We start from the raw sequence: 21820 nt of genomic DNA, 5'->3' as shown, positions 1-21820 counted from the left end.
TAAAGAACCCTAATTCCGATTTAGTTAATCTATCGTACAAAATCATCCGGGTGTTCTGTAAGCTTATAAAACAAAAGTAGTTTATAGTCAGAAAGTTATAAAAATCATCGGGTAGAGTAACTATAACTTATAACCTAAAGCCTATTAATTCAATTTTTGAGTATAAAGTATTGATATTTAAATTACAACTCATAATTCAGCACTAATACCTAATCACCGACAAAGTCACTCCAATAATATCCTGATAAACAGCTTTGTCGGCTCCTGACTTAGCAGCAACTCTAAGCCCTGAAATCGTATTAAATAGAAAACGAGCTAAGGCTTTTGCATCACTTTTTTGGTTGATTTCTCCTAAATCCTGTCCTTTTTTGACAAGAAGATAAAAAGCGTCTTCTATGTCCTGCATATTGTCTTTCACAATTTTCTGAATTTCAAGATCATGAGGTGCGAGTTCAATCGTACTATTTGTCATAAAACAGCCCTTGTGACAAACGGTATTTACACTTTCATTGGTCAACATTTCGAAAAGCTGTTCAATAGTTTGCAAGGGATGCGACGATTGCTTCGCCATGTTAATTAATGCACCCGCAGATTGTTTGCGATATTGCTCTAAGGCTGATATATACAATTTATGTTTGTCTCCAAAAGTATCATATATACTCGAACGACTCAAACCTAATGAATCGACTACATCTTGCATAGATGCCCCATTATAGCCTTTAAACCAGAATAAATCTATTGCTTTATCCAAGATTTCTGTTTCGTCAAATTCCTTTGTCCTCGCCATAATATGTATTGATTTAGTGTAGCAAAATAGCTTTGCTGAAAGATTTCCAACAAAGCTATCTAATCGGAACGTTTATTCCAAATTTGGATAAAAAAATTAGTTCAATATAGGGTTTACAGTCAAGCCTCCATCTATGACAAGTTCAGTTCCTGTGATAAATGAAGCATCTGAAGAAGCTAAGAATACGACAGCTTTACCAATTTCGTTGGCTTGTGCAAATCTGTTCAATAGGATTTTCTTGCCAAGTATTTCGCCAAAACCAGCTACTTCTTCGTGACCTAAACCTAATTTACCATAAAGAGGAGTTTCTACTGGACCAGGAGATATGGCATTTACACGAATTTTTCTTGGCGCTAATTCTGTAGCAAATACTCTGTTGAAGGCCAAAATCGTGGCTTTGCTACCAGCATACACACTAGAATTTGGCATACCAACATGGGCATTGATAGAGGTATTGAAAATAATCGAGGCACCGTCATTTAAGATAGGTAAGAATTTTTGGAGTGTGAAGAATACGCCTTTGACATTGACATCCATAATGCTATCATAGTGTTCTTCTGTGGCAAATTCCAAAGGTGCGAATGAGGCAACGCCAGCATTTAAGAAAATGATGTCGACTTTACCATAAGTAGCTTTTACTTCCTCTACCAATGCATCAATAGAGGTTAAGTCACCTTGATCTGCCACGATGGCTTTGGCTTGTAATTCTGAAGCAGCCGTTTCTAGCGAGGTTTTGTTTCTTCCTGTTATAATAACTGTTGCGCCTTCTGCACTTAATTCTTGAGCTGCTGCGTATCCGATACCGCTGTTACCACCTGTAACGATTGCGATTTTATTTGATAATTTGTTCATTTTATTCGTTGTTTTAGATTTTAAAATCCCTTATTGGAATGTTTGTTCCGTAAAGGTAATGTATTAGGAACGATTGTTCCAAATAAAATCGAAAAAAAAATGAAAAATATTTTTCTGCAACACATGAAGAGGAAAATGAAGACTGTATGCCGAATGAGAGATTATTACATTTCTTTCGAAAATAGAGGCATAACAATAGTCTCTTTTGATGAAAGGAAAGGCTTTTTGAAAGGAGCTATATCTTCACTGGATGATTGTTCAATGATGGTTCCGCCAGCATAATACCATTTGATGGTGGTTTCAAAAAGTAATTGTTTACGACTAAATAATTTTTGCCAGCTAGGTTTTTTGTTGAATTGCAAATAGGCAAAGCTCTGGCTTAGCAGTATTTCAAATGATTTTTTGTATTCTTCAGGACAGTTTTCGCTATAAATGATTTGTTCTGTATTTGCCAAAGAATCTAATCTGACCACCACGAACCAAGCGGTTTCCAGAATACGGTAATTGTTTTTGTTCATCAAATCATAGAGCGTTCTTCCAACCCATTGCTCCGAAGACTCAAAGTTTTCCATCACAGCATGTAATTGAAATACTAGCTGACTTTTCTCCGAATCAGGAAAGGCTAATTGTGCTTTTTGTTGCCATTTTTCTAAAGAAGTTTGAGCGGTCGAACCTTGAGCACATCCCCAAAATGAAGGAAGAGATAGTATGAGAAAAAGTTTAAAAGAATAAGACATAGACAGAGTTTTCAAAAGTAAAGGTATCTGCAAAGGTAAAGCTTGAATTTCCTCTCGCTCTTTTCAAAGCATGTAACCAGAAAAACGTCATCCTCCACAGGACGGTATCTTCACAAAGGTATCCTACATTTGTAAGATCATAACCATCTCTATCATGAATACCTTTATTTATAGAAACCTATTTTTCCTATTTTTAGGAATCAGTCTTAATTCATTTGGGCAAGTAAAACGAAATTCTACGACCGAACAAACGGTCTTATCCAACGGCAAAGTAAGCTTTACTTTTCAGCATAAAAATGCTGATGTAAGTGCTGTTTCGTATGTAAAGCATGACAATGTTTTAGGAAAAAATGGTCGTTTTTACCTGCTCGGACCAGGTTTTTCGATGGCTCCTAGTGAGTTTAGAGTAGTTAGGGAAAACTCTGATTTAGTCGAAATTGCTTTCAAACACGTTGCCAGTAATCATTTCACTTACGATTTACATTATATCCTCACCAAAGAGACTTCAGGGATTTATTGTTATTTGGTGCAATCTCATGCAAAAGGCGATTCTATAGCCGATTATGGACAAACTCGTTTTGGTATTCGAGCAGATGAGCAATTGTTTGATTATCATTTAGTTCGAGATGATATTCAAGGTAAAATGCCTCCTATGAGTGCGCTGACGCAAGAAATCCAAGATTGGACTTACCGCTTACCCGATAGCTCAGTTTATACAAAATATGATTTTAGCGACTATATCGATGGACGTTATGTGCATGGTATGGCTGGACAAAAGTCTGGTCTGGGAATGTTTATTATTCAGGCCTCACATGAATATCTCAATGGTGGTCCCACTAAGCAATATAATACCGTCCATAGTACGCCATTTTTGATGAATATGTTCAATTGTGGACATTATTTACTGGATAAAAGAAAAGGAGATAATCTTATCAAAGACAACTGGACGAAGCTCAATGGTCCCTTCTTGATTTATTTTAATGAGGGCAAAAATATCAAAGCTATTTGGGCTGACGCCAAAAAAAAGGCGGAGGAAGAAAAAGTAAAATGGCCTTATTCGTGGATGAGCGATAAAGAATATCCATTAGAACGTGGAGCTATAAAGGGGAGTGTGCAGATTAATGGAAAAGTTCAAGCCAATGCCAGAATCATTTTGGCAAATCCCAATTTTGATTGGCAGGCTCAATCTCAAGGGTATATTTTTGATACTCGAAGCCAAAAAGATGGATCGTTTTCGATCAATAATGTTCGTGCTGGAAAGTACACTTTGTATGTAGTTGCTGAAAATGTGATGGAGGAATTCCGACTTGACAACGTTAAAATAGAGGAGAACAAAACGCTTGATTTAGGGAAAGTCAGTTTTCAACCAAGTAATAGCGCCACGACTTTATGGCAAATTGGAACAGCAGACCGCACAACCAAAGGATTTGGTTTTAGCGAACGTAATCGCAACTATCAGACTTTTACCCAAACTCCTGAAAACCTTGATTTTTATATAGGAAAAAGTAAAATCAAGGATTGGTATTATGCCCAAACAAAAAATGGTTCATGGAATATTCATTTTGATTTGCCTGATTCACTTAGCAATACCAAAGGCGAATACGTGTTGACTATTGGAGTGGCGGGCGCTAGTAGAAATGCTAATCCAGAAGTGTTGATTAATGGTAATTTGATTGGAAAAAGAGCATTTGGAAACGATGCAAGTATTTATCGTTCAGCGATTTTGAGTGGTTATTACCAACAATGGGAAATACATTTTTCAGCAAAATATCTAAAGCAAAAAGGTAATACGCTTTCTTTTGTGATGAAAAATCTCAAACATGGGGCAGGAATCATGTACGATGCTATTCAGTTGGGAATTGCTCCGAAGCAAAAACTAGTTTTTCAAGATGATTTTTCCAGAAAAGAATTAGGCGAAAATTGGATTACCGAATGGGATAAAGCCAAAGGTTCTTCGTACGGTATAAAAGACGAAAAATTATGGGTGGATACCCAAGGCGGTATATCGGCTTGGCTGAATCAGAAACTCCCACAAAACGTACGAATTGAATGTACGAGAAATGTGGTTGTGGAGGGTAGACCCAACGACAGACTTTCAGATTTGAATTTCTTTTGGAGTTGCCAAGACCCTAAGTTCGAGCGTAAATCTGATGGTAATTTTGCGACGTATGATTCATTGGCTTTGTATTATGTTGGTATTGGAGGAAACTACAATTCAACTACCAGATTACGAAAATACGATGGGAGAGGAGAGCGAGTTTTGTGGCAGGAAAAAAATGATAAAGCACATTTGTTGACGGAAAACTCCGTTTATAAAATTGTTTTGGAAGTAAAGAAAGGACAGGTATCAGTATGGGTAAATGGAGAACCGTATTTTACTCAAAAAGACCCTAATCCACTAGGAGGAGGCTATTTCGCTATTCGCTCGACCAAATCACGCCAATGGATAGATGATATAAAAATCTATGAGTTATTGGACTGAGTTTATTCAAAAGACAAAAGGATACAGATTTAAGAATTGGAATCCTTAGAAATAACTCGTGCTGGCTAGGAAGCCAGCACGAGTTATAAAATTATACGACAGAAAGTTTTTTGTGGTTGACAAAAAGTGTATTTTTGTGTAAAACGTCAACTAATCGATTAACCCCATGAAAGAAATCGTATCTTCAAAAATCAAACAAGCTAGAATTCTTCAAGCTATGTCTTTACAAGATTTAGCTGATAGGATTGGTGTGTCGAAGCAAATGATTTCAAAATATGAAAAAGGAGATTCAATTCCTTCAAGTAAAATGCTTATTAAGCTGGCAAAAGCACTTGAAGTGAAGATGGATTATTTTTTCTTGTCATCAAGTGTTGAGTTAGGTGAGATTAATTTTCGAAAAAAGAATTCCTTTTCAATAAAGAAAATAAATTCCTTGAAGGAAAAAATTAAGATTGAACTATCTAATTATCTCGAAATTGAAAACATACTTCAAATCAATAATTCCTTTGAAAATCCTATAAAAAGGAGAAAGGTTAGTGCCACTAATGATATTGAAGAAATTGTATCAGATTTAAGAATCGAATGGGAAATTGGATTTGATCCCATACATAATATTATACAATTGTTGGAGGATAAGGAAATCAAAATTATAGAAATCAATGAACCTGAAAATAATTTTGATGGTCTAGCAACCATTATTAATGGAAAGTATCCCGTTGTAGTGCTAAACAAGACCTTTAGTGTTGAAAGAAAGCGTTTTACCCTGTTACATGAATTAGGACATTTATTATTAGAATTGCCTGAGTGTGATGTGAAATTTGAAGAAAATATATGTAATAGATTTGCGGCGGAATTTTTATTTCCCCAAAATTTAGTGATAAAAGAGTTTGGCAATAAAAGGGAGTCTATATCTTTTAGAGAGCTAGTGGAGGTGCAGAAAAAGTATGGAATTAGTATTCGAGCAATTATTTACAGATTAAAAGATGCAAATATTTTTAGTGAAAATAGACTTACTGAATTCTATAAAAAACTCAATTTTAATCCTGCCTTGAAAAAAGAAATTGATCAAGAAAGATTTCAATCATCAGAGGTTTCTCACCGCTATGAACAGCTTGTGTATCGAGCATTATCACAAGAGTTAATTTCGATAAACAAAGCCGCATCTTTACTAAATGTGAATGTAAATGAAGTATTAAAAAGTTCGATAATGTAGTAAATAGACCTAGATGAGAATAGTAATAAATGATGCAAACATTTTAATAGATTTGATTCATCTCGAATTGATTCACCTTCTATTTGAACTTAAACACTTAGAGTTAAAAACCACAGATTTTGTGTTTGAGGAATTGGAGGAACACCAAAGAGCGATTCTACAGATTTTTATTGATCAAGGGACTTTAGAGATAATTGAATCTGATGAAATGGATTTAGAGCGTATATATAACCTTTTGATTCAAACGAGTGGTTTAAGCTTTGAAGACTGTTCTGTGTGGTATTTTGCTAAAATTAACGATGGTATTCTTTTGACGGGAGATGGGAAGTTAAGAAAGCAATCTACTCAAGATGGAGTAGAGGTAAGAGGCATTCTATTTGTTTTTGACGTGCTATTAAAGACAGGTTTAATGAATTTTAGTTATGCCATTCTAAAATTGAATCAATTGTATCAAATCAATACTAGGTTACCTATCAAAGCTAAAAACGAACGAATTGAATTTTGGAGCCGTGAAGAGCATATTATTTACTAATTTCAACAGAATAATACTTGTAAAAGGACTCTAATTCATATTTAGTTGGATAGTGGTTAGAGAAATAACTCGTGCTGGCTTCCTAGCCAGCACGAGCGCAGGATTACCATTTAAAATGTAAAAACGAGACGCCTTGTCTTGGCAGTTTCATCTTGATTTGGGTCTCTCCATTTTTGGGGGTTATCCATTCTGGAGAAGTAAGTAATTGCAATTGTCCTGCTTTTTCGAGTATCGCAATTTGTTCTGCGGTGGGTTGTTTGGGCGAGCCCATCGTTTTCCAGACTTCGTAAGCATTACTATTTTCTTTGTCGATGCGATAGTGTAATAAAGCCACTTTTCCCGTAGGTAATCCTTTTACAGATATTTCTACTGTTGCGTCTGGGGCAGACACATTATCGTCATGATAATTCCAGACCATTACTCCCGCAGAGTTTGTACCCTTTGAAGCTAAAGCATTAATATCTGCAGCCTCTCTCACGCTTTGGTCTCTAACTTTCTTGAAATCATACGCTAAATTTTGCTTCACTTCCACACGATTTCCTTCCATCATTCCAAACATACGGAATACATTTAGTACAGGTTTATCGACACCATTCGTAGCTAAATCTCTGAATCCACGAAACCATGCTTGATCTTCAAATTCAAATGACCATGAAACTGCTCCCAACAAATTTACGCCTCTAGCTTCTGCCAATTCGTATTTTCTTGCGAAAGACGCCGCCGTATAACTTGAGTACATGGTTCCGTTACGATAGGCATTTTGGGGATGTAAATCTTCTGAACAAGCTGCACAGCCTTCGGGGTCTGATTCTCCAATGATAATCGGCAATTTCTTCAGCGTTGGATAGGAGGCTACAATCTCAAATCCTTTGTCAATATCACGGAGTTGCGTTCCCATATTCATTTGAACATGTCCGTTCACAATTTTGGGCGCACCCTTGGCATGATACGTAATAAAATCAATTGGTGAACCTGTTTTACCTGTAACATAGTTTTTACCTTTGGTAACATGGTCTAAAAATGTTTTCAAAAATGTAGCCGACTTATCCCAGTCTGGTCCAGTTACTTCTGGTCCACCGACTTTGGCGGTTGGTAAAGCACGCTTTACTGCATCTGCCGAGTAATCATACAATTTGATATACTCCTCCGTTGTGCCTTTCCAGTAACCAATGTTTGGTTCGTTCCAAAGTTCCCAATACCAGCTTTCCACCTCTTTTTGACCATATTTCGCCACCGAGTGTTTTACCCATTGATAAACCAATTCAGCCCATTTGTTATAATCTTTAGGTGGATACGCCCATCCTGTATAAATATCATAATAATTATCTCCTGGTTTCCAGTAGTGACGATATGGGGTCGGATGGCTCGAAAGCGCTTCTGGCATAAAACCAATTTGAGCGATAGGTTTCATGCCACGTTCGATATAAGTATCAAAAATTTTATCAACGATAGTCCAGTCATAAATAGGGTTTCCGTTGGCATCTTCTGTATAAGCGTTGGTAGAACCCCACTTCAAAGCGGCCGTTCCGTCGCCTGTCACCAATAAGCTGTGTGCCCTTACATAAACGGGTACTTTACTTAATTGCGAGATTTCCGTCAGTAATTTTTTGCCGTCTTTCATATAGGTATAGTTAGGTTCGTCGTAACCAAACCAAGCCCATATTGGCTTCATGGGAGCTTTTGTCTTAGACAAATCAACCTGAATTGACACAGGGGTTTGTTCCTGAGCAAATACTGGAACTGTCATCGCCATAAATTGGACTGCTAACAACAGTAAAAATGATGTTTTTTTCAAGTGCATTTTATTGATTTAGAAATGTGAGTATTTTCCTGATGTGGTTGTGTAGAATTCTAGACAATTCGGCTTTTGAGAGCTATAAAAAGCAGTAAAAAATAAGGGTTTGGGCTATACAAAAATATCTAAATAGTGTACTTCATCAGATATGGGCATAATACCGTGCTTTTGTAAACAGTTGAAATAGAGGCTATCACCTGTTTTTAGATGATAATCTATTTCACCGACAGTCATCTTCATTTCTCCACTAATGATATAAATGAATTCCTCTCCTTCGTGTTGCAAGAGGTGTGGTTTTACTTCTCCTTTTCGAGCCACAAACAACATCGGTTGCATTTTTTTCTGATGATATTCTTGTCCAAAAGGATAAAAGAAATATCCTTTTTCCGTCTGTCTGAGGTTATCTTCAGCTTTTTGTTTGGTCGTCAGAATGGCATTTAAAAAGGCTTCAGTTTCCAATAAACTGGAAATAGTCGTCCCCAAAGTATGGGCAATTTTAATCAGAGCCGCCACCGAAGGAACCGTTTTATTATTCTCGATTTTCGAAATCATACTTTTCGATAATTCACTGCCATCTGCTACCTCTTGTAGAGTTCTTTTTTGATTCGTCCTTAATATCCGAATGCGGTCTCCGATATTCATTGTATTTGTTTCCTCCGACGACATAAATTTCTACTCTGTTTACTATTTGTGTTATCTTGTTTATTTGTATTCAACTAAGTTGAATACAAATAAACAAGATAAACCATCAATAATGCAAGCAATTCTAGTATTATTTTACGTTTTCTGTCTGGATGTTGGTAAAAAGCATTCCTACGACTCAAAGTGAAGAAGAGAGTCTTGCTTGTTGGGATGTAAGGTATTTTATGTTTCCATAATCTTTTTGTTGCTGAAGTAGGCAATTGGGACAAGCGTAACGACTATTTAGGCAGTTTAAAGGGTATAAAAAAACCTGCGTTGTTGGCAGGTTTTAAGAGAATTCTAAATGTTAGGGATGGCATCTGATAGGGTATTACATAAGATTAAAATGCTATCGACCCTTGTTATTTTATCAGTCTTAGACGCATTAAAAACAAACTCATTGCGCGAAAATGTTTCTATAGTATCAATATATTCAAAATGCTCTGTTATTCTTTGAAGTAGAGGGTCAAGAACTGTTTCACCGTTTTCATTTATTCCTGTATATTGATAATCAAATCCTGATGAATTTACCTCATGTGCTAAATCTGGACGACTATTAGCAATCAATCTTTCGCAGAGCTTTATTTTTAAAGATTTCATTTTATTTTCCATCTCCTTCAATTCCGTTTCATTTTTTCGAATAAATTCTTCAATGCTTTTGTAATCATCATGAATTTCTTTGAATTGTTGAAAAAAAGAAATGAGTTCATCTGCTTCTCTTTTTTTACCCAGTAAGATGAATCCTTTATAGAGTTCCAAAATATTTATGTTCTCTAATTCTCGAAACGAATAATCATCATGGAAATTTATTTCAAACATTCTCAGACTCATACTTCCTCTTTTAATTTCAAGCCTATATTTTAAGTTAGGCAAATAAGTTGTACTCAGTCTTTGAAGGTGCCATTTGAACAAGTTTAGTTGAACTTTTATTTCTTCTTCATGTTTTCTTTTTTCAGTATTAACTTGATAAATCTGGATAATAATTGCCACTATAGCACCAATAAATGCAAGACCAGATAGGAATGCATTTAATGCCCCATACATATCTCCAAAAGTTCCTCTATTGAAATCACCTGACTCTTTCCCCTCTAGAGTTTCGAAAAGAAATTTTATCAATATTGGATAGACAAAAAATATCAAAATGATAAAACTGACTACAATCCACATAATGAATCTTGATAATTCTTGATGTGACTTAATGGCTTTTCTAATTAAGGCTACAGGACTTTCCATGAGTGAAATATTTAAAACGGTACACTAAAATTCATCTGATAAAGTTGGTTGTTAGTTCCCAGTTTTCTTACCTTGACCACATCCTTTCCAAAGATGTTTTGCAAGTCGTGTAGAGTAGCCTCTAGGGTTTGCATATTGCAGAACTCGGCAAGGTGCCAGTCTAGGTGTCGTTAAAGTGGAAGTAAAAACGGTTATCCTTCAGAATTTTCCTGTGATAATACGTATTTAATCCTAAAATCCAATAATCTTCCTGCTATCTCTGTTCAGGGCAGAAAAATTGCTTTGAAACTATGAACAATCCGAACCAACAGGCATTACACCCTCACAGATATACGCCCATACGTTTGGCGGTGTGAGCAGTCAAATGAAGTATTAAATATAATTTGTCTATTTTGCTCGTTTTGGTGTGGCTGCGCTTGATAGATGTTAATTCATCTGAATTGGTGAGTGCTGGCTAGGAAGCCAGCACTAGCGAGGAAAATCTAGTTATAGGTAAATATCAGGACATTTATAACTCATTAGTTCAGGAAGTACTCTATTATATATTTTCACAGACACCGAATCCAATTGCTCTGCTTCAATACATCCTTTTAACCATTTTATGTAGTCTTCATATCTAGAATCCTTACTATATTTCATCAATAATATTCTTCGCCCCAGAGTTTCTATGCTGAAAGCAGTACTAAAACCATTATGAATTTCTATTTGATCATAATCCCCAACATATCCAATACCTTCGTGATATGGGACGTCCATCTCATCGTATTTTCGATTTATTGATTGTACATCAGGGTAGGAGTTAAAAAAAGGAAGAAATTCATTTTCAAAATAATCTTTAAATGTAACTGCAAAGGAGTTAACCTGAATAATTTGGAAGAAATCTTTCTTGACATTTTTAGTTGGTCCAACTAATGTCACTTGCCCTTGAAATCGACTTTTTTGTAACGATTCACTCAAAAAAGGATAATATATATCCACACATGCTTTTTCTAAGCTTTTAACTTTAACAAAAGTAAATATATTATCCACGTGAACCGTACCCCAATTTGCAAACGTCAGTTGAATCAACCAAATCATATCTTTACTGGTTTTCTGGATAGTTCCATCTTGCTTTATTTTGAAACCAAAACCTGATAAATAAACACCCAAATGCCTATCCATTTCCTTTAAAAAATCTTTCTTTGTCATATATTTTGATAGTTCATTCTCTTTTTTGATACTGTTTTAATTGATATAGTAATCAGCAAGTATCAGTTCGGTATTTTAAAAAGTAACCTTGCATTAAGTTAAAGGATTAGAATCCTTTGAATTGGTGAGTACTGGCTAGGAAGCCAGCACTAGCGAGGGTAATTAAAAGAATGAACGTCTCTTGTAATTTACTCCTAATGGCTTTAAAATTCGTTCTTCAAATTTATTTCGTTGCTTGATAGAGTCAAAAAAACCGTAATCGTGATTGACATCTTTCCATTTTCCTAATTCAATACCATCATTTAGGCTTACAAGGGCAAATTGACAATGTTTGCGATCAACACCCCTTACCCATGTTGCAACAATTTGATTCTCTTTCTCATAATAAAAGTAACACATAATCCAATCATTCCCCTCGCCAATAAAACTATCGGTTAAACCTATTTTTGAGCTAATATCAAATGTTGGGTTGTTTGTCCTGAATTTTTTGATATTGCCAATCAGTAAAGGGCTACTAATATCCATTTCATAAACTTCAGCGTATGGGTATGAACCTGGACTGAATAAGCTACCTAACTTATAGAAACAAAATATTGTTATTGCCATTGTCATTAGAGTTATTATTATGTTCTTTTTCATTTTTTAGATGGTCTTGATGTAAAGCCGAGCGTACAACTTTTGATTTTTTAATTTCCAAATATGAAATAATTGAACTGTAAAATTGTCTTTTCCCACTAAATTATTTAATATTTCCTTCTAAATTTGCATGGCTATCCCACAGAACCCAACAGTTCTGTCATTTTTTTTACTTTTATTTGTGTCAAAATGACACATTTATTCCCAAGGTATTAACAAAACTTATGAAAAAAACTCTTATCACTGCGCTGACTTTATTGGCGAGTGTAACCTTTGCTCAACATAAAGCTGATTTTCATCAATGGGCGGCAACACCTCCAATGGGCTGGAATAGTTGGGATTGTTTTGGTCCGACAGTAACCGAGTCGGAGGTAAAAGCCAATACAGATTATATGTCCAAAAACCTCAAACAGTTTGGTTGGGAGTATGTCGTGGTGGATATTCGCTGGTATGTATCCAACGACAAAGCGCATGGCTATAACCAGACTGACCCTCAATATAATATCGATGAGTATGGTCGTTTGTTACCTGCCGAAAATCGTTTTCCGTCTACCAAAGGAGGAAAAGGTTTTAAGCCCTTAGCCGATTATATTCATAGCAAAGGACTCAAGTTTGGGATTCACATTATGCGTGGTGTGCCAATTGTGGCGGTCGAAAGAGGCTTGCCTATCAAAGGCACAAAAGTGACTGCTAAGGATATTTATTCTCCAGCAGACCAATGTCGTTGGTTGCGTGATATGTACACGATTGTGCCCGATAAAGTTGGTTCACAAGAATATTATAACTCTATTTTTGAGTTGTACGCTTCTTGGGGATTGGATTTTGTAAAGGTCGATGACCTTTCTTCTCCGATTTATTTCGAAAAAGAGGTCGAGATGATTCGTAAGGCAATTGACAGAACTGGTCGTAAAATTTTGCTAAGTACTTCACCAGGCGAAACTCCTATTGACCACGCAGACCATGTGCAAAAAAATGCCAATATGTGGCGTACTGTTGGCGATTTTTGGGATAGCTGGGAGCAACTCAAAGAGCATTTTGAAGTGTTTGAGCGCTGGAATAAATGGAGAGCCTTTGGGGCGTATCCTGACGGAGATATGTTGCCAATGGGTCGTATCGGTATCCGTGCTGAAAGAGGTAATCCTCGTATGAGCAACTTCACCAAGGATGAGCAATATACACTCATGACGCTATGGAGTATCTTCAAATCTCCCTTAATGTTTGGTGGGAATTTCCCTGATAATGATGCGTTTACGAATGCTTTAATTACTAATACTCGTGTGTTGGAGGTCTTGAAAAAAAGTACTAATAACAGACCTTTATTTACGAAAGAGGAAAGCGCTGCTTGGGTAGCTGATGCTCCTCAAAAAGGAGAAAAGTTCTTGGCGGTATTTAACAAAGCCGACCAGAAAATGGCAGTAGAAGAAAAGGCTGTATGGAAAAGTGGACTTATTTCAAGAGATACGCCAAATCAAAGTCAATCGTTGGATATTCCTTTGAAAGGGGCGAAGACGCTCTATTTGGTTACTACAAACGGAGGTGATAATACGGATTGGGATCATGGCGATTGGGCAAATCCAGTTTTGTACAATGATAAAAACTCTCTATCGCTTACAGAATTAACATGGAAAAAAGCTACTGCTGGTTGGGGTAAAGTTCGAGTAAATCAAGGTGTGTCGGGTAGTGATTTAGTGGTTAACAAGAATAAGGAAAAAGGGATAGGAACTCACGCCAACTCGGTCATTGAGTTTGATATTCCTGAAGGATATACGCATTTCAAAGCTTTGGTAGGGGTAGACAATGCTGCTGCTATGCAAAATGTGGGAGCTACTATGCAGTTTATGGTATTTACCGAGGATCCTGCTGGGCCAGTCGTTCCCGAAAAATCAGCGATTTCGATTGATTTGAAAGCGCTTGGGTTTATTGGAAAATGCCAAATCGTTGATTTATGGTCTGGAAAAAAAGTGGGTGTTTTTACAGGTACTTTTTCTCCAGAAATTAACCGCCACGGAGCAGGGATGTATAAAATTATTCCTGTCAAATAATCTTGATTTTAACCTTTAACCGAATATCAATTTTATGAAAAAACTACTTTTTCTCTTGTGCTTTTTTACGATAAAACTCTCAGCACAAACTATTAAGCAAGATTCTGTTTACCTTTTTTCTTATTGTTCCTTAAAAAATGATGGCAAAATTGGCTTACAACTTGCGTGGAGCACTGACAAAAATACATGGAACTCCATTGGAAGCGATTTTGGTGTATTGGGTTCTGATTATGGTACTTGGGGTGCTCAAAAAAGAATGTTAAGCCCATTTTTATGGATCGGTGCGGACGGACTTTGGCATTGTGTTTTTTCGGTAAATGAAAAGGATAATGCCTTGGCACATGCTAGTTCGGTCGACCTAATCGCTTGGGGACGTCAGAGTTATCCAGTGTTTACAGGAAGTGAAAACTGCTTGCTACCAGAGTTTACTTACGATACCAAAACGAAGCAATATCTTATTTCTTGGTTGAGTAAAAAAGGAGATATGACAGAGGTTTTTACCACAACAACCAAAGATTTTAGAAGCTATGGAAAAGAACAAAAAGCGTCTTTGTCGGCTCGTTTAAATCTTAGAACCGAAGTTAAATTAGGGGAAAAAACCGAAACAGGTTTGGTGTATAAAGTTTCTTCAGCAGTTGTCAATAAGCTCTTGAAGCATTTGGATACTGAAAAAGAAAGACAAAAGTTGTATCGTGAAAACTTGTATGAGGATACTGTAAAGCTAGCGAATTTAAAGCCATTATCGGCGCAAGTAAATGTTGATTTTCAGAAAAGAAAACCGATTAGTTCAACCTTGATGGGTATCTTTTTTGAGGATTTGAATTATGCAGCCGATGGTGGTCTCTATGCCGAATTAATTCAGAATAGAGATTTTGAATATAAACTTTCCGAAAAAGGAGGTAAAGATAAAACTTGGACGGCGACAAAAGCTTGGCATACAACGGGTCAAGCCAAACTGACTATAGACTCTATACGTCCAATTCATTACAACAATGCTCACTTTGCCGTATTGACTACCACACAAAAAGGCGATGCTTTAGTAGCAGAAGGTTATGAAGGGATTGCATTGAAGGCTGGAGAAGGTTATTATTTCTCTTTATTTGCCAAAAATATCAATGGAAAAAACAGCAAACTTTCGATTCAGTTGAAGGATGCATCGGGTAAAGTTTTCGCTGAAGGGGCTGTGAATGTGAAAGGAGATGTTTGGCAAAGGTATGAAATTAGTTTATTGGTCAAGGAGTCAACCGCCAATGCTGAGTTATCGATTGTTCCAGAAACCGCTGGGCAATATGCTTTAGATATGATTTCGCTTTTTCCGAAAAAAACCTTCAAAGGTCGTCGCAATGGACTTAGAGCGGATATTGCACAGGCTCTTGCCGACCTACATCCACGTTTTGTGAGATTCCCTGGAGGCTGTGTGGCACACGGCAATGGTTTGGATAATATTTACAAATGGAAAAATACGATTGGAAAGTTAGAAGAGCGCAAACCGATGTTTAACCTTTGGGGCTATCATCAAAGTATGGGTATTGGTTATGGTGAATATTTTCAGTTTTGTGAAGATATAGGAGCCCAACCTTTACCAGTGATTGCGGCAGGCGTTTGTTGCCAAAACTCAAGTGTGGGTGGCGCTGGACAACAAGGTGGTATCCCGATGGAACAAATGGATAGCTATATCCAAGATATTTTAGACTTAATTGAATGGGCGAATGGCGACTTGACTACCAAATGGGGTAAAGTGCGTGCCATGAATGGTCATATCAAGCCCTACAACTTGAAATACATCGGCATTGGAAACGAAGATTTGATTACAGATTTGTTTGAAGAGCGCTTCAGAATGATTTTCAAAGCCATCAAAGCAAAATATCCAGAAATCGTAGTAATCGGAACTGTTGGCCCTTGGTCGGAGGGAACTGATTATGTAGAAGGCTGGAAACTAGCGAATGAAATCAATATTCCGATGGTCGATGAGCATTATTATCAATCGCCAGGCTGGTTTATCAATAACCAAGATTATTATGACAACTATGACCGTAGTAAATCTAAAGTTTACTTGGGCGAATACGCAGCACATATCGGTGGAAGAGCCAATAATTTGCATACTTCCTTGGTTGAGGCACTTCATTTGAATAGTCTTGAGCGCAATGGCGATGTGGTAAGTATGTCGTCGTATGCACCGTTATTGGCAAAAGAAGGACATACCCAATGGAAACCTGACTTGATTTTCTTTAATAATACCGAAGTAAAAACTACGGTTGATTATGAAGTTCAAAAGCTATATGGCGTTCATGCTGGAGAAAGCTATATTGCGAGTCAGTTGGAGTTGTCGGATAATGATTCATATCTTAAAAAACGAATTTCTGTTTCGGTTGTTGAAGAGAGTGAAACCAAAGATTTGATTATCAAATTGGTGAATGTATTGCCAACTTCGGTTGATACTAAATTGAATTTGAAGGAATTCGATTATCTCCCAGAAGCACTTAAAATTACCCTTGCAGGCAATTTAAAAGATACCAAAGTAACGCCTGTGGAAAGTAAACAGTCGGTTGCTCAAAGTTTTTCAACCAATCTTCCCGCACATTCGTTGACGGTAATTCGTTTGAAAAGAAAAAGTAAATAATTGAAGATTTAGAAATAAGTCACACTTAATTATCAAGTACAAACATGAGTCATCCCTAATTTAGTGATTGAGCGCATGAGTGATTATTTTTAATAGGTATTTTATTCGTAGAGACGCAATGATTGCGTCTTAAGCCGAGTCATATCTAGCATGGTTTTATCAAAAAAGCGGTCGAAAAATATTTTCCGACCGCTTTTTTGATAAAACCTTGGAGAATAATCCCAATCCTAAAATTCTGGATGACTCATGTTTTATGATAGGTAATTAGGCAATTTATACTATTTGAGCGACATAAGGTGTTTTAACGCTGTCTTACCATAAAATAAAAATATCAAATAAGTGTTTGATTAATAGTTGCTTATGTGATACTTGCGGATGTTATAACTAAACTCTACAAGTAATGAAAGCGACAAGCATACCGGATCATGAAAGAACGTTTGCCTTAAATGGTATTGACAGTTCTGGGAAGAAGTTTAATTTTCAAGATTTGAACCTTCAAATTGGTAATACAAACCAAAGCATTGACTTCAAGGTTTGCAATTTGGAAGGTAATGTTGGAGATTTTTACTACAGGGAAGAGACGAATAAAAGAAAGATAGTTCTCCATTACACTATGGGGTATCTTAAAGGCGATATCGCAACTCTTACGGGAGCAGACCACGTGTCAGTCCCCTTTGTGGTTGCAAGAAATGGAACAATCTATAACTTATTTCCATCGAAATATTGGAGTTATCATTTAGGTCCTGGAGCTTCTGGAGGTAATACCCAAATGAGTAAAGAGAGTATTGGTATCGAAATATCAAATATTGGTCCATTAGTTTTGAATGGAAATAATTTAACCTCGGTCTACAGTAACTCTGATATTTATTGTAGTTTGAATGAAAAGCAATTTTATGTAGCTCAAAATCCAAGTGTTAAAAACTATGGATACTACGCTAGTTTTACAAATGCCCAATATATTTCAGTTATTAAGTTGGTGAAGTTTTTAATCGCAAAATATAATATTCCTGAGGTTGTAGTCAATGACCCTGCTGGACTAATGAATGATAATGATTTTGCTACCTTTAGTGGAATCGTAACTCATACAAACTGTCGTAAAGATAAAACAGATATTGGCCCTGCATTCGATTGGCAAAGATTTGAAGATGGATTAACGAATTTTTAGAAAAAATCACTTGTCTGTTGTGCTATTTAGTGAATCAAAAAGAAAATTGTCGTATTTAGGATAGTAGAAGAGATTTAAGTATTTTGCCAAAAATCAACATTCACATACTATGAAAAAATCGACGATAATCTACTGCTTAATATTGACGGGCTTATTTGTACGTTGTTCAAACTTTAAAGATAAAACTGAAGTAAGTAATGATGACGCTTTGAAAGCTGCTAATCTGGCTCTTAAACCCGTTTACGATGGTATTTATCGTGTAGAAGGCGACTCAGTAGTAATACCTAGTTTTGAAATTGAAGTTGAGTTGAGTCCAAAGGCTGAGGCTAAAATCGAAAAGGATAAGGAAAGCATAATCGTGTCTGCCTCTTTTTCAGGGATTCCGATTGACCCAAATTCTCCGAATATGCAAGAGTGGGCAGAAGGTGGAATTGCTGGAAAAGAAATAGAACTAATGGGTCAGCGAGTGGCTAGATTTGAAAATATTAAGGTGAAAAGAAGTATCTTAGATTCTATTATTGGAAAGGACTTGGAATTGCTCATCAATGTATACTCAGGTCGTAGAACAAACCCCGACAACTTGTTAGACTGTGGCATACTTTCTGAAAAAATGGCAAAGGTTCAAAATAAGAAATTTGTTCTAAAGGCTAAATTGATTTACGGAGAATAGGTGAGAAATAATTGAGTGAATTGAGATTGAGTGACTATTTTCATCTGTAGAGCCTCAATGTCTTACTTGTTTGTGTTTATTGGAAAAAGGTATCAAAATATTAGGCATTTATTAGCTATTAATTAAAAAAGGCGTTCAAGAAAGCCATTTCGAACGCCTTTTTTTATGCTATAATTTAGAATGATACATCATGAAACACAAAGTAAAGTGCCTCTAAGTATAAAATATAGATAAAAATAATCACTTAATTAGGGACAACACATTTTCAAACTTTATTTCCTCGTCGAACTCTGTCTAGTCATCAACTCTGTTTCCAGAATCACCTCATTGATTTTGGGGATACCATTATTTTTACGAATATCGTCAAAATAAACACGGGCTGCTCTGATACCTAATTCCTTACTTTTTTGATCAACAGAAGATAGAGAAGGATTCATAATAGCAGTGAAGGTTTCGTTGGCAAAACCAAAAATGCCCAAATCTTGGGGCACTCGGATACCCAGTGATTCTGCTTTTTGTAAGACAGCTACTGATTGATGGTCTGACACTGTAAAAATTGCATCTGGTCTATTGGTATCCTTTAAAAGCTGGTCTATCACTTCTGTAACAACACTCAAATCAAAAACATCATCAAACAATAGGGGGGCTTGTGCCGAAAAATCTGAATCTTCCCAAGCTTGCAGAAAACCATCACGACGTTGTTTGAAAGTAGTTAGGTGGGTAGGACCACCCAAAAAAGCAATGCGTTTATATCCTTGACCAAAAAGACTTTGCATGACATCATACGCTGCTTTTTTGTTGTCATTCAGAACTTTACAACTATTTAGTTGGTCGAGATAACGATCAATTTGAATTAAAGGAATGTTATGCTGCGCGATATTTTCCAAATGTTCGGTTGTGGTAGTTTCGGCTGCCACTGAGAGAATAATACAGTCTACATTTTGCCTAACCAAGGTGTCTACAGCCATACTTTCACGCTGGAAAGATTCATGCGTTTGACAAATTATAAGACTGTGATTATGTTCGAAACAGATTTCTTCAATTCCTGCAATAATTTCAGAGAAAAAACTCTGATTAATATGCGGTACAATTACACCAAGGGTTTTGGACGAACCTTGTCGCAAATTGGCGGCGTGCGAATTAAGCTTAAAATTCAATTCTTTGGCTTTTTTCTTTACCGCAGCCACTACTTCAGGATTGATAGAAGGGTGTTCATTTAGGGCTCTCGACACATAAGATGCCGAAATTCCCATGGCTCTTGCCAAATCATATATGGTGATTCTTCTCTGACTCATTTTCTAAAATAACAGGGTTTAGTACTGTTACATGGCTAATTACGAAGTAAAGTTACGTTTTATTCATATCTACCGAATACTTTTTGCTAAACAAACAAAAAGATAATAAAATATATGAATAATAATATTTCAAAATATTTGCTTTATCCTAATAACCTTTTTAACTTTGTTCATTATCATTTTTAATCAAGGCTGTCATCGACTTGCCTTTTATTTTACCTCTAAAAGTGTCAAATTGACACATTGTAAAAAAGACCGATTTATGTTAAAAAAAGTTGTTACCTCTTTTTTCCTATTTATAAACCTTTGGGCGACTGCACAAACAGAAAAAGCACAGAATCCAATTATTTTTGCAGATGTGCCCGACATGTCGATGATACGGGTAGGTGATACCTATTACATGAGTAGCACTACCATGCACATGGTACCAAATGTACCCATTATGAAATCCAAAGATTTAGTGAATTGGCAGTTGGTGAGTTATCCTATAGATACACTTGCCACTATTGATGAGCTGAATTTAACGAATGGGAAAAGTACCTACGGACGTGGTTCTTGGGCAAGTAGTCTAAGATTTCACCGAGGCACCTACTATGTAACCACGTTTGCTCAAACAACTAATAAAACTTACGTTTTTACTACAAAAAATATCGAAAAAGGACCTTGGAAAGTCCATTCTTTTTCACCATCCTATCATGATCATACCTTATTCTTTGACGATGACAAGGTGTATTTAATTTATGGTGGAGGAAAATTAAATATAATTGAACTTAAGAGTGATGCTTCTGGGGTGAAAGAAGGAGCTACTCCTCAGGTGCTAATCGAAAATGCAAGTGCTCCTGCTGGAACAGTGGGTTTACCTTCTGAGGGGTCACAATTATTCAAAGTAAATGGGAAATACTATTTGTTTAATATTGCGTGGCCGAAAGGTGGTATGCGAACGGTTGTAGTTCACCGTGCGGATAAAATTACAGGACCATGGGAAGGCAAAGTGGCCTTTCAAGACAAAGGCGTTGCGCAAGGAGGCTTGATTGATACTCCAGATGGAAAATGGTTCTCTTATTTGTTTAGAGATTACGGTGCCGTCGGTCGCATTCCTTATTGGGTACCTGTAACTTGGGAAAATGGCTGGCCAGTATTGGGCGAGAATGGTAAAGTTCCTGCTACACTCGATTTGCCAGCAAGCAAAGGATTAATTCCACATTTGGTAAACTCTGATGAGTTTACGCGTAAAAAAGGAGAACCCTCGTTGCCGCTAGTTTGGCAATGGAACCATAATCCTGAACACAAACTTTGGAGCCTTACCGAACGAAAAGGTTTTTTACGTCTCAAAACTGCTCGTATAGATACGTCGTATTTATTGGCAAGAAATACATTAACACAAAGAACTTTTGGTCCAACTTGTTCGGGTAGCGTTTTACTTGACGTTTCAAATATGAAAGAGGGCGACTTTGCTGGATTAAGTTTATTACAAAAGATTTTTGGACAAGTAGGGGTGAAAGTTAAGAATGGCAAAAAATCAATCATAATGGTAAGTGCCAATACAGGAAAGCCTGTTGAAATCGAAAATGTAGCTATTACTCAAAACCAAGTTTATCTAAAGGCTTCCTGTGATTTTACAGATCTGAAAGATATTGCGGTATTTTACTACAGTCTCGATGGAAAAAATTGGATTAAGATAGGCGAGCCTCTTAAGATGAAATATACCCTGCCGCATTTTATGGGTTATCGATTTGGCCTATTTAATTATGCCACCAAAGAAATAGGAGGTTATGCTGATTTTGACTATTTCAGAATTAGTAAAGACCTATAAAAATATGAGTGAAATAAGAGTTTTGAGGCGAGCAATTGTTTCGATTTCGGATGTTGGATTTCGGAAGTGTAAGCTTCTA

General features: G+C 36.5%; 17 protein-coding genes. 8 read left to right on the top strand and 9 right to left on the bottom strand.

Annotation, left to right across the window (positions count from 1 at the left end; all coding sequences use genetic code 11):
- Positions 1-202 precede the first annotated feature (202 nt).
- From QM481_RS06170 to QM481_RS06160, 3 genes are all read right to left on the bottom strand, one after another.
- On the bottom strand, positions 203-787 hold the full coding sequence (locus QM481_RS06170) for a TetR/AcrR family transcriptional regulator (protein ID WP_283381094.1): 585 nt from the start codon (positions 785-787) through the stop codon (positions 203-205).
- Positions 788-883: 96 nt separating this feature from the next.
- Positions 884-1639: an SDR family oxidoreductase gene (locus QM481_RS06165; RefSeq protein ID WP_283381093.1), complete on the bottom strand. Its 756-nt coding sequence runs from the start codon at positions 1637-1639 to the stop codon at positions 884-886.
- Positions 1640-1803: 164 nt separating this feature from the next.
- On the bottom strand, positions 1804-2376 hold the full coding sequence (locus QM481_RS06160) for a hypothetical protein (protein ID WP_283381092.1): 573 nt from the start codon (positions 2374-2376) through the stop codon (positions 1804-1806).
- 154 nt (positions 2377-2530) lie between these two features.
- Here QM481_RS06160 and QM481_RS06155 point away from each other — a divergent pair, with 154 nt between their 5' ends.
- The 3 genes from QM481_RS06155 to QM481_RS06145 all read left to right on the top strand — a co-directional run bounded on the left by QM481_RS06155 (position 2531) and on the right by QM481_RS06145 (position 6603).
- The gene (locus QM481_RS06155; RefSeq protein ID WP_283381091.1) at positions 2531-4858 is read left to right on the top strand and encodes a DUF6250 domain-containing protein; all 2328 of its coding nucleotides are present in this window, start codon (positions 2531-2533) and stop codon (positions 4856-4858) included.
- A gap of 166 nt (positions 4859-5024) precedes the next feature.
- The gene (locus tag QM481_RS06150; protein WP_283381090.1) at positions 5025-6071 is read left to right on the top strand and encodes a helix-turn-helix domain-containing protein; all 1047 of its coding nucleotides are present in this window, start codon (positions 5025-5027) and stop codon (positions 6069-6071) included.
- 13 nt (positions 6072-6084) lie between these two features.
- Complete coding sequence (locus QM481_RS06145; RefSeq protein WP_283381089.1) at positions 6085-6603, top strand: PIN domain-containing protein; 519 nt, start codon at positions 6085-6087, stop codon at positions 6601-6603.
- A gap of 103 nt (positions 6604-6706) precedes the next feature.
- On the opposite strand, the gene QM481_RS06140 is transcribed toward QM481_RS06145, so the two are convergent.
- The 5 genes from QM481_RS06140 to QM481_RS06120 all read right to left on the bottom strand — a co-directional run bounded on the left by QM481_RS06140 (position 6707) and on the right by QM481_RS06120 (position 12139).
- Entirely contained in the window at positions 6707-8404 is a 1698-nt protein-coding gene (locus QM481_RS06140; protein WP_374760875.1) for a GH39 family glycosyl hydrolase, read from the bottom strand.
- Between the two features lie 105 nt (positions 8405-8509).
- The gene (locus tag QM481_RS06135; RefSeq protein ID WP_283346203.1) at positions 8510-9040 is read right to left on the bottom strand and encodes a helix-turn-helix domain-containing protein; all 531 of its coding nucleotides are present in this window, start codon (positions 9038-9040) and stop codon (positions 8510-8512) included.
- Between the two features lie 339 nt (positions 9041-9379).
- A complete protein-coding gene (locus QM481_RS06130; protein WP_283381088.1) occupies positions 9380-10312 on the bottom strand; it encodes a hypothetical protein in 933 nt (310 codons plus the stop codon).
- A gap of 486 nt (positions 10313-10798) precedes the next feature.
- Positions 10799-11500, bottom strand: a complete 702-nt coding sequence (locus QM481_RS06125) for a hypothetical protein (RefSeq protein ID WP_283381087.1) — start codon at positions 11498-11500, stop codon at positions 10799-10801.
- Positions 11501-11662: 162 nt separating this feature from the next.
- The gene (locus QM481_RS06120; RefSeq protein WP_283381086.1) at positions 11663-12139 is read right to left on the bottom strand and encodes a hypothetical protein; all 477 of its coding nucleotides are present in this window, start codon (positions 12137-12139) and stop codon (positions 11663-11665) included.
- A gap of 221 nt (positions 12140-12360) precedes the next feature.
- Here QM481_RS06120 and QM481_RS06115 point away from each other — a divergent pair, with 221 nt between their 5' ends.
- The 4 genes from QM481_RS06115 (at position 12361) to QM481_RS06100 (ending at position 18633) form a co-directional block, all read left to right on the top strand.
- Positions 12361-14178, top strand: a complete 1818-nt coding sequence (locus QM481_RS06115) for a beta-L-arabinopyranosidase (protein ID WP_283381085.1) — start codon at positions 12361-12363, stop codon at positions 14176-14178.
- A 34-nt stretch (positions 14179-14212) separates the two neighbouring features.
- Complete coding sequence (locus QM481_RS06110) at positions 14213-16798, top strand: alpha-L-arabinofuranosidase family protein (protein WP_283381084.1); 2586 nt, start codon at positions 14213-14215, stop codon at positions 16796-16798.
- A gap of 400 nt (positions 16799-17198) precedes the next feature.
- On the top strand, positions 17199-17963 hold the full coding sequence (locus QM481_RS06105) for an N-acetylmuramoyl-L-alanine amidase (protein WP_283381083.1): 765 nt from the start codon (positions 17199-17201) through the stop codon (positions 17961-17963).
- A gap of 109 nt (positions 17964-18072) precedes the next feature.
- Positions 18073-18633, top strand: a complete 561-nt coding sequence (locus tag QM481_RS06100; protein ID WP_283381082.1) for a hypothetical protein — start codon at positions 18073-18075, stop codon at positions 18631-18633.
- Positions 18634-18905: 272 nt separating this feature from the next.
- Here the strand turns inward: QM481_RS06100 and QM481_RS06095 are convergent, their stop codons facing one another.
- Positions 18906-19928 carry a LacI family DNA-binding transcriptional regulator gene (locus QM481_RS06095; RefSeq protein WP_283381081.1) on the bottom strand — a complete coding sequence of 341 codons (1023 nt, stop codon included), beginning with the start codon at positions 19926-19928 and terminating at the stop codon, positions 18906-18908.
- A gap of 262 nt (positions 19929-20190) precedes the next feature.
- Here QM481_RS06095 and QM481_RS06090 point away from each other — a divergent pair, with 262 nt between their 5' ends.
- On the top strand, positions 20191-21741 hold the full coding sequence (locus QM481_RS06090) for a glycoside hydrolase family 43 protein (protein ID WP_283381080.1): 1551 nt from the start codon (positions 20191-20193) through the stop codon (positions 21739-21741).
- The last annotated feature ends 79 nt before the right edge of the window (positions 21742-21820 follow it).

Source organism: Flectobacillus rivi (assembly GCF_030056655.1).
GTDB classification, from domain to species: Bacteria; Bacteroidota; Bacteroidia; order Cytophagales; family Spirosomataceae; genus Flectobacillus; species Flectobacillus rivi.
The sequence above is the reverse complement of the archived record's forward strand: the minus strand, read 5'-3'. Positions and strand labels throughout refer to the sequence as shown.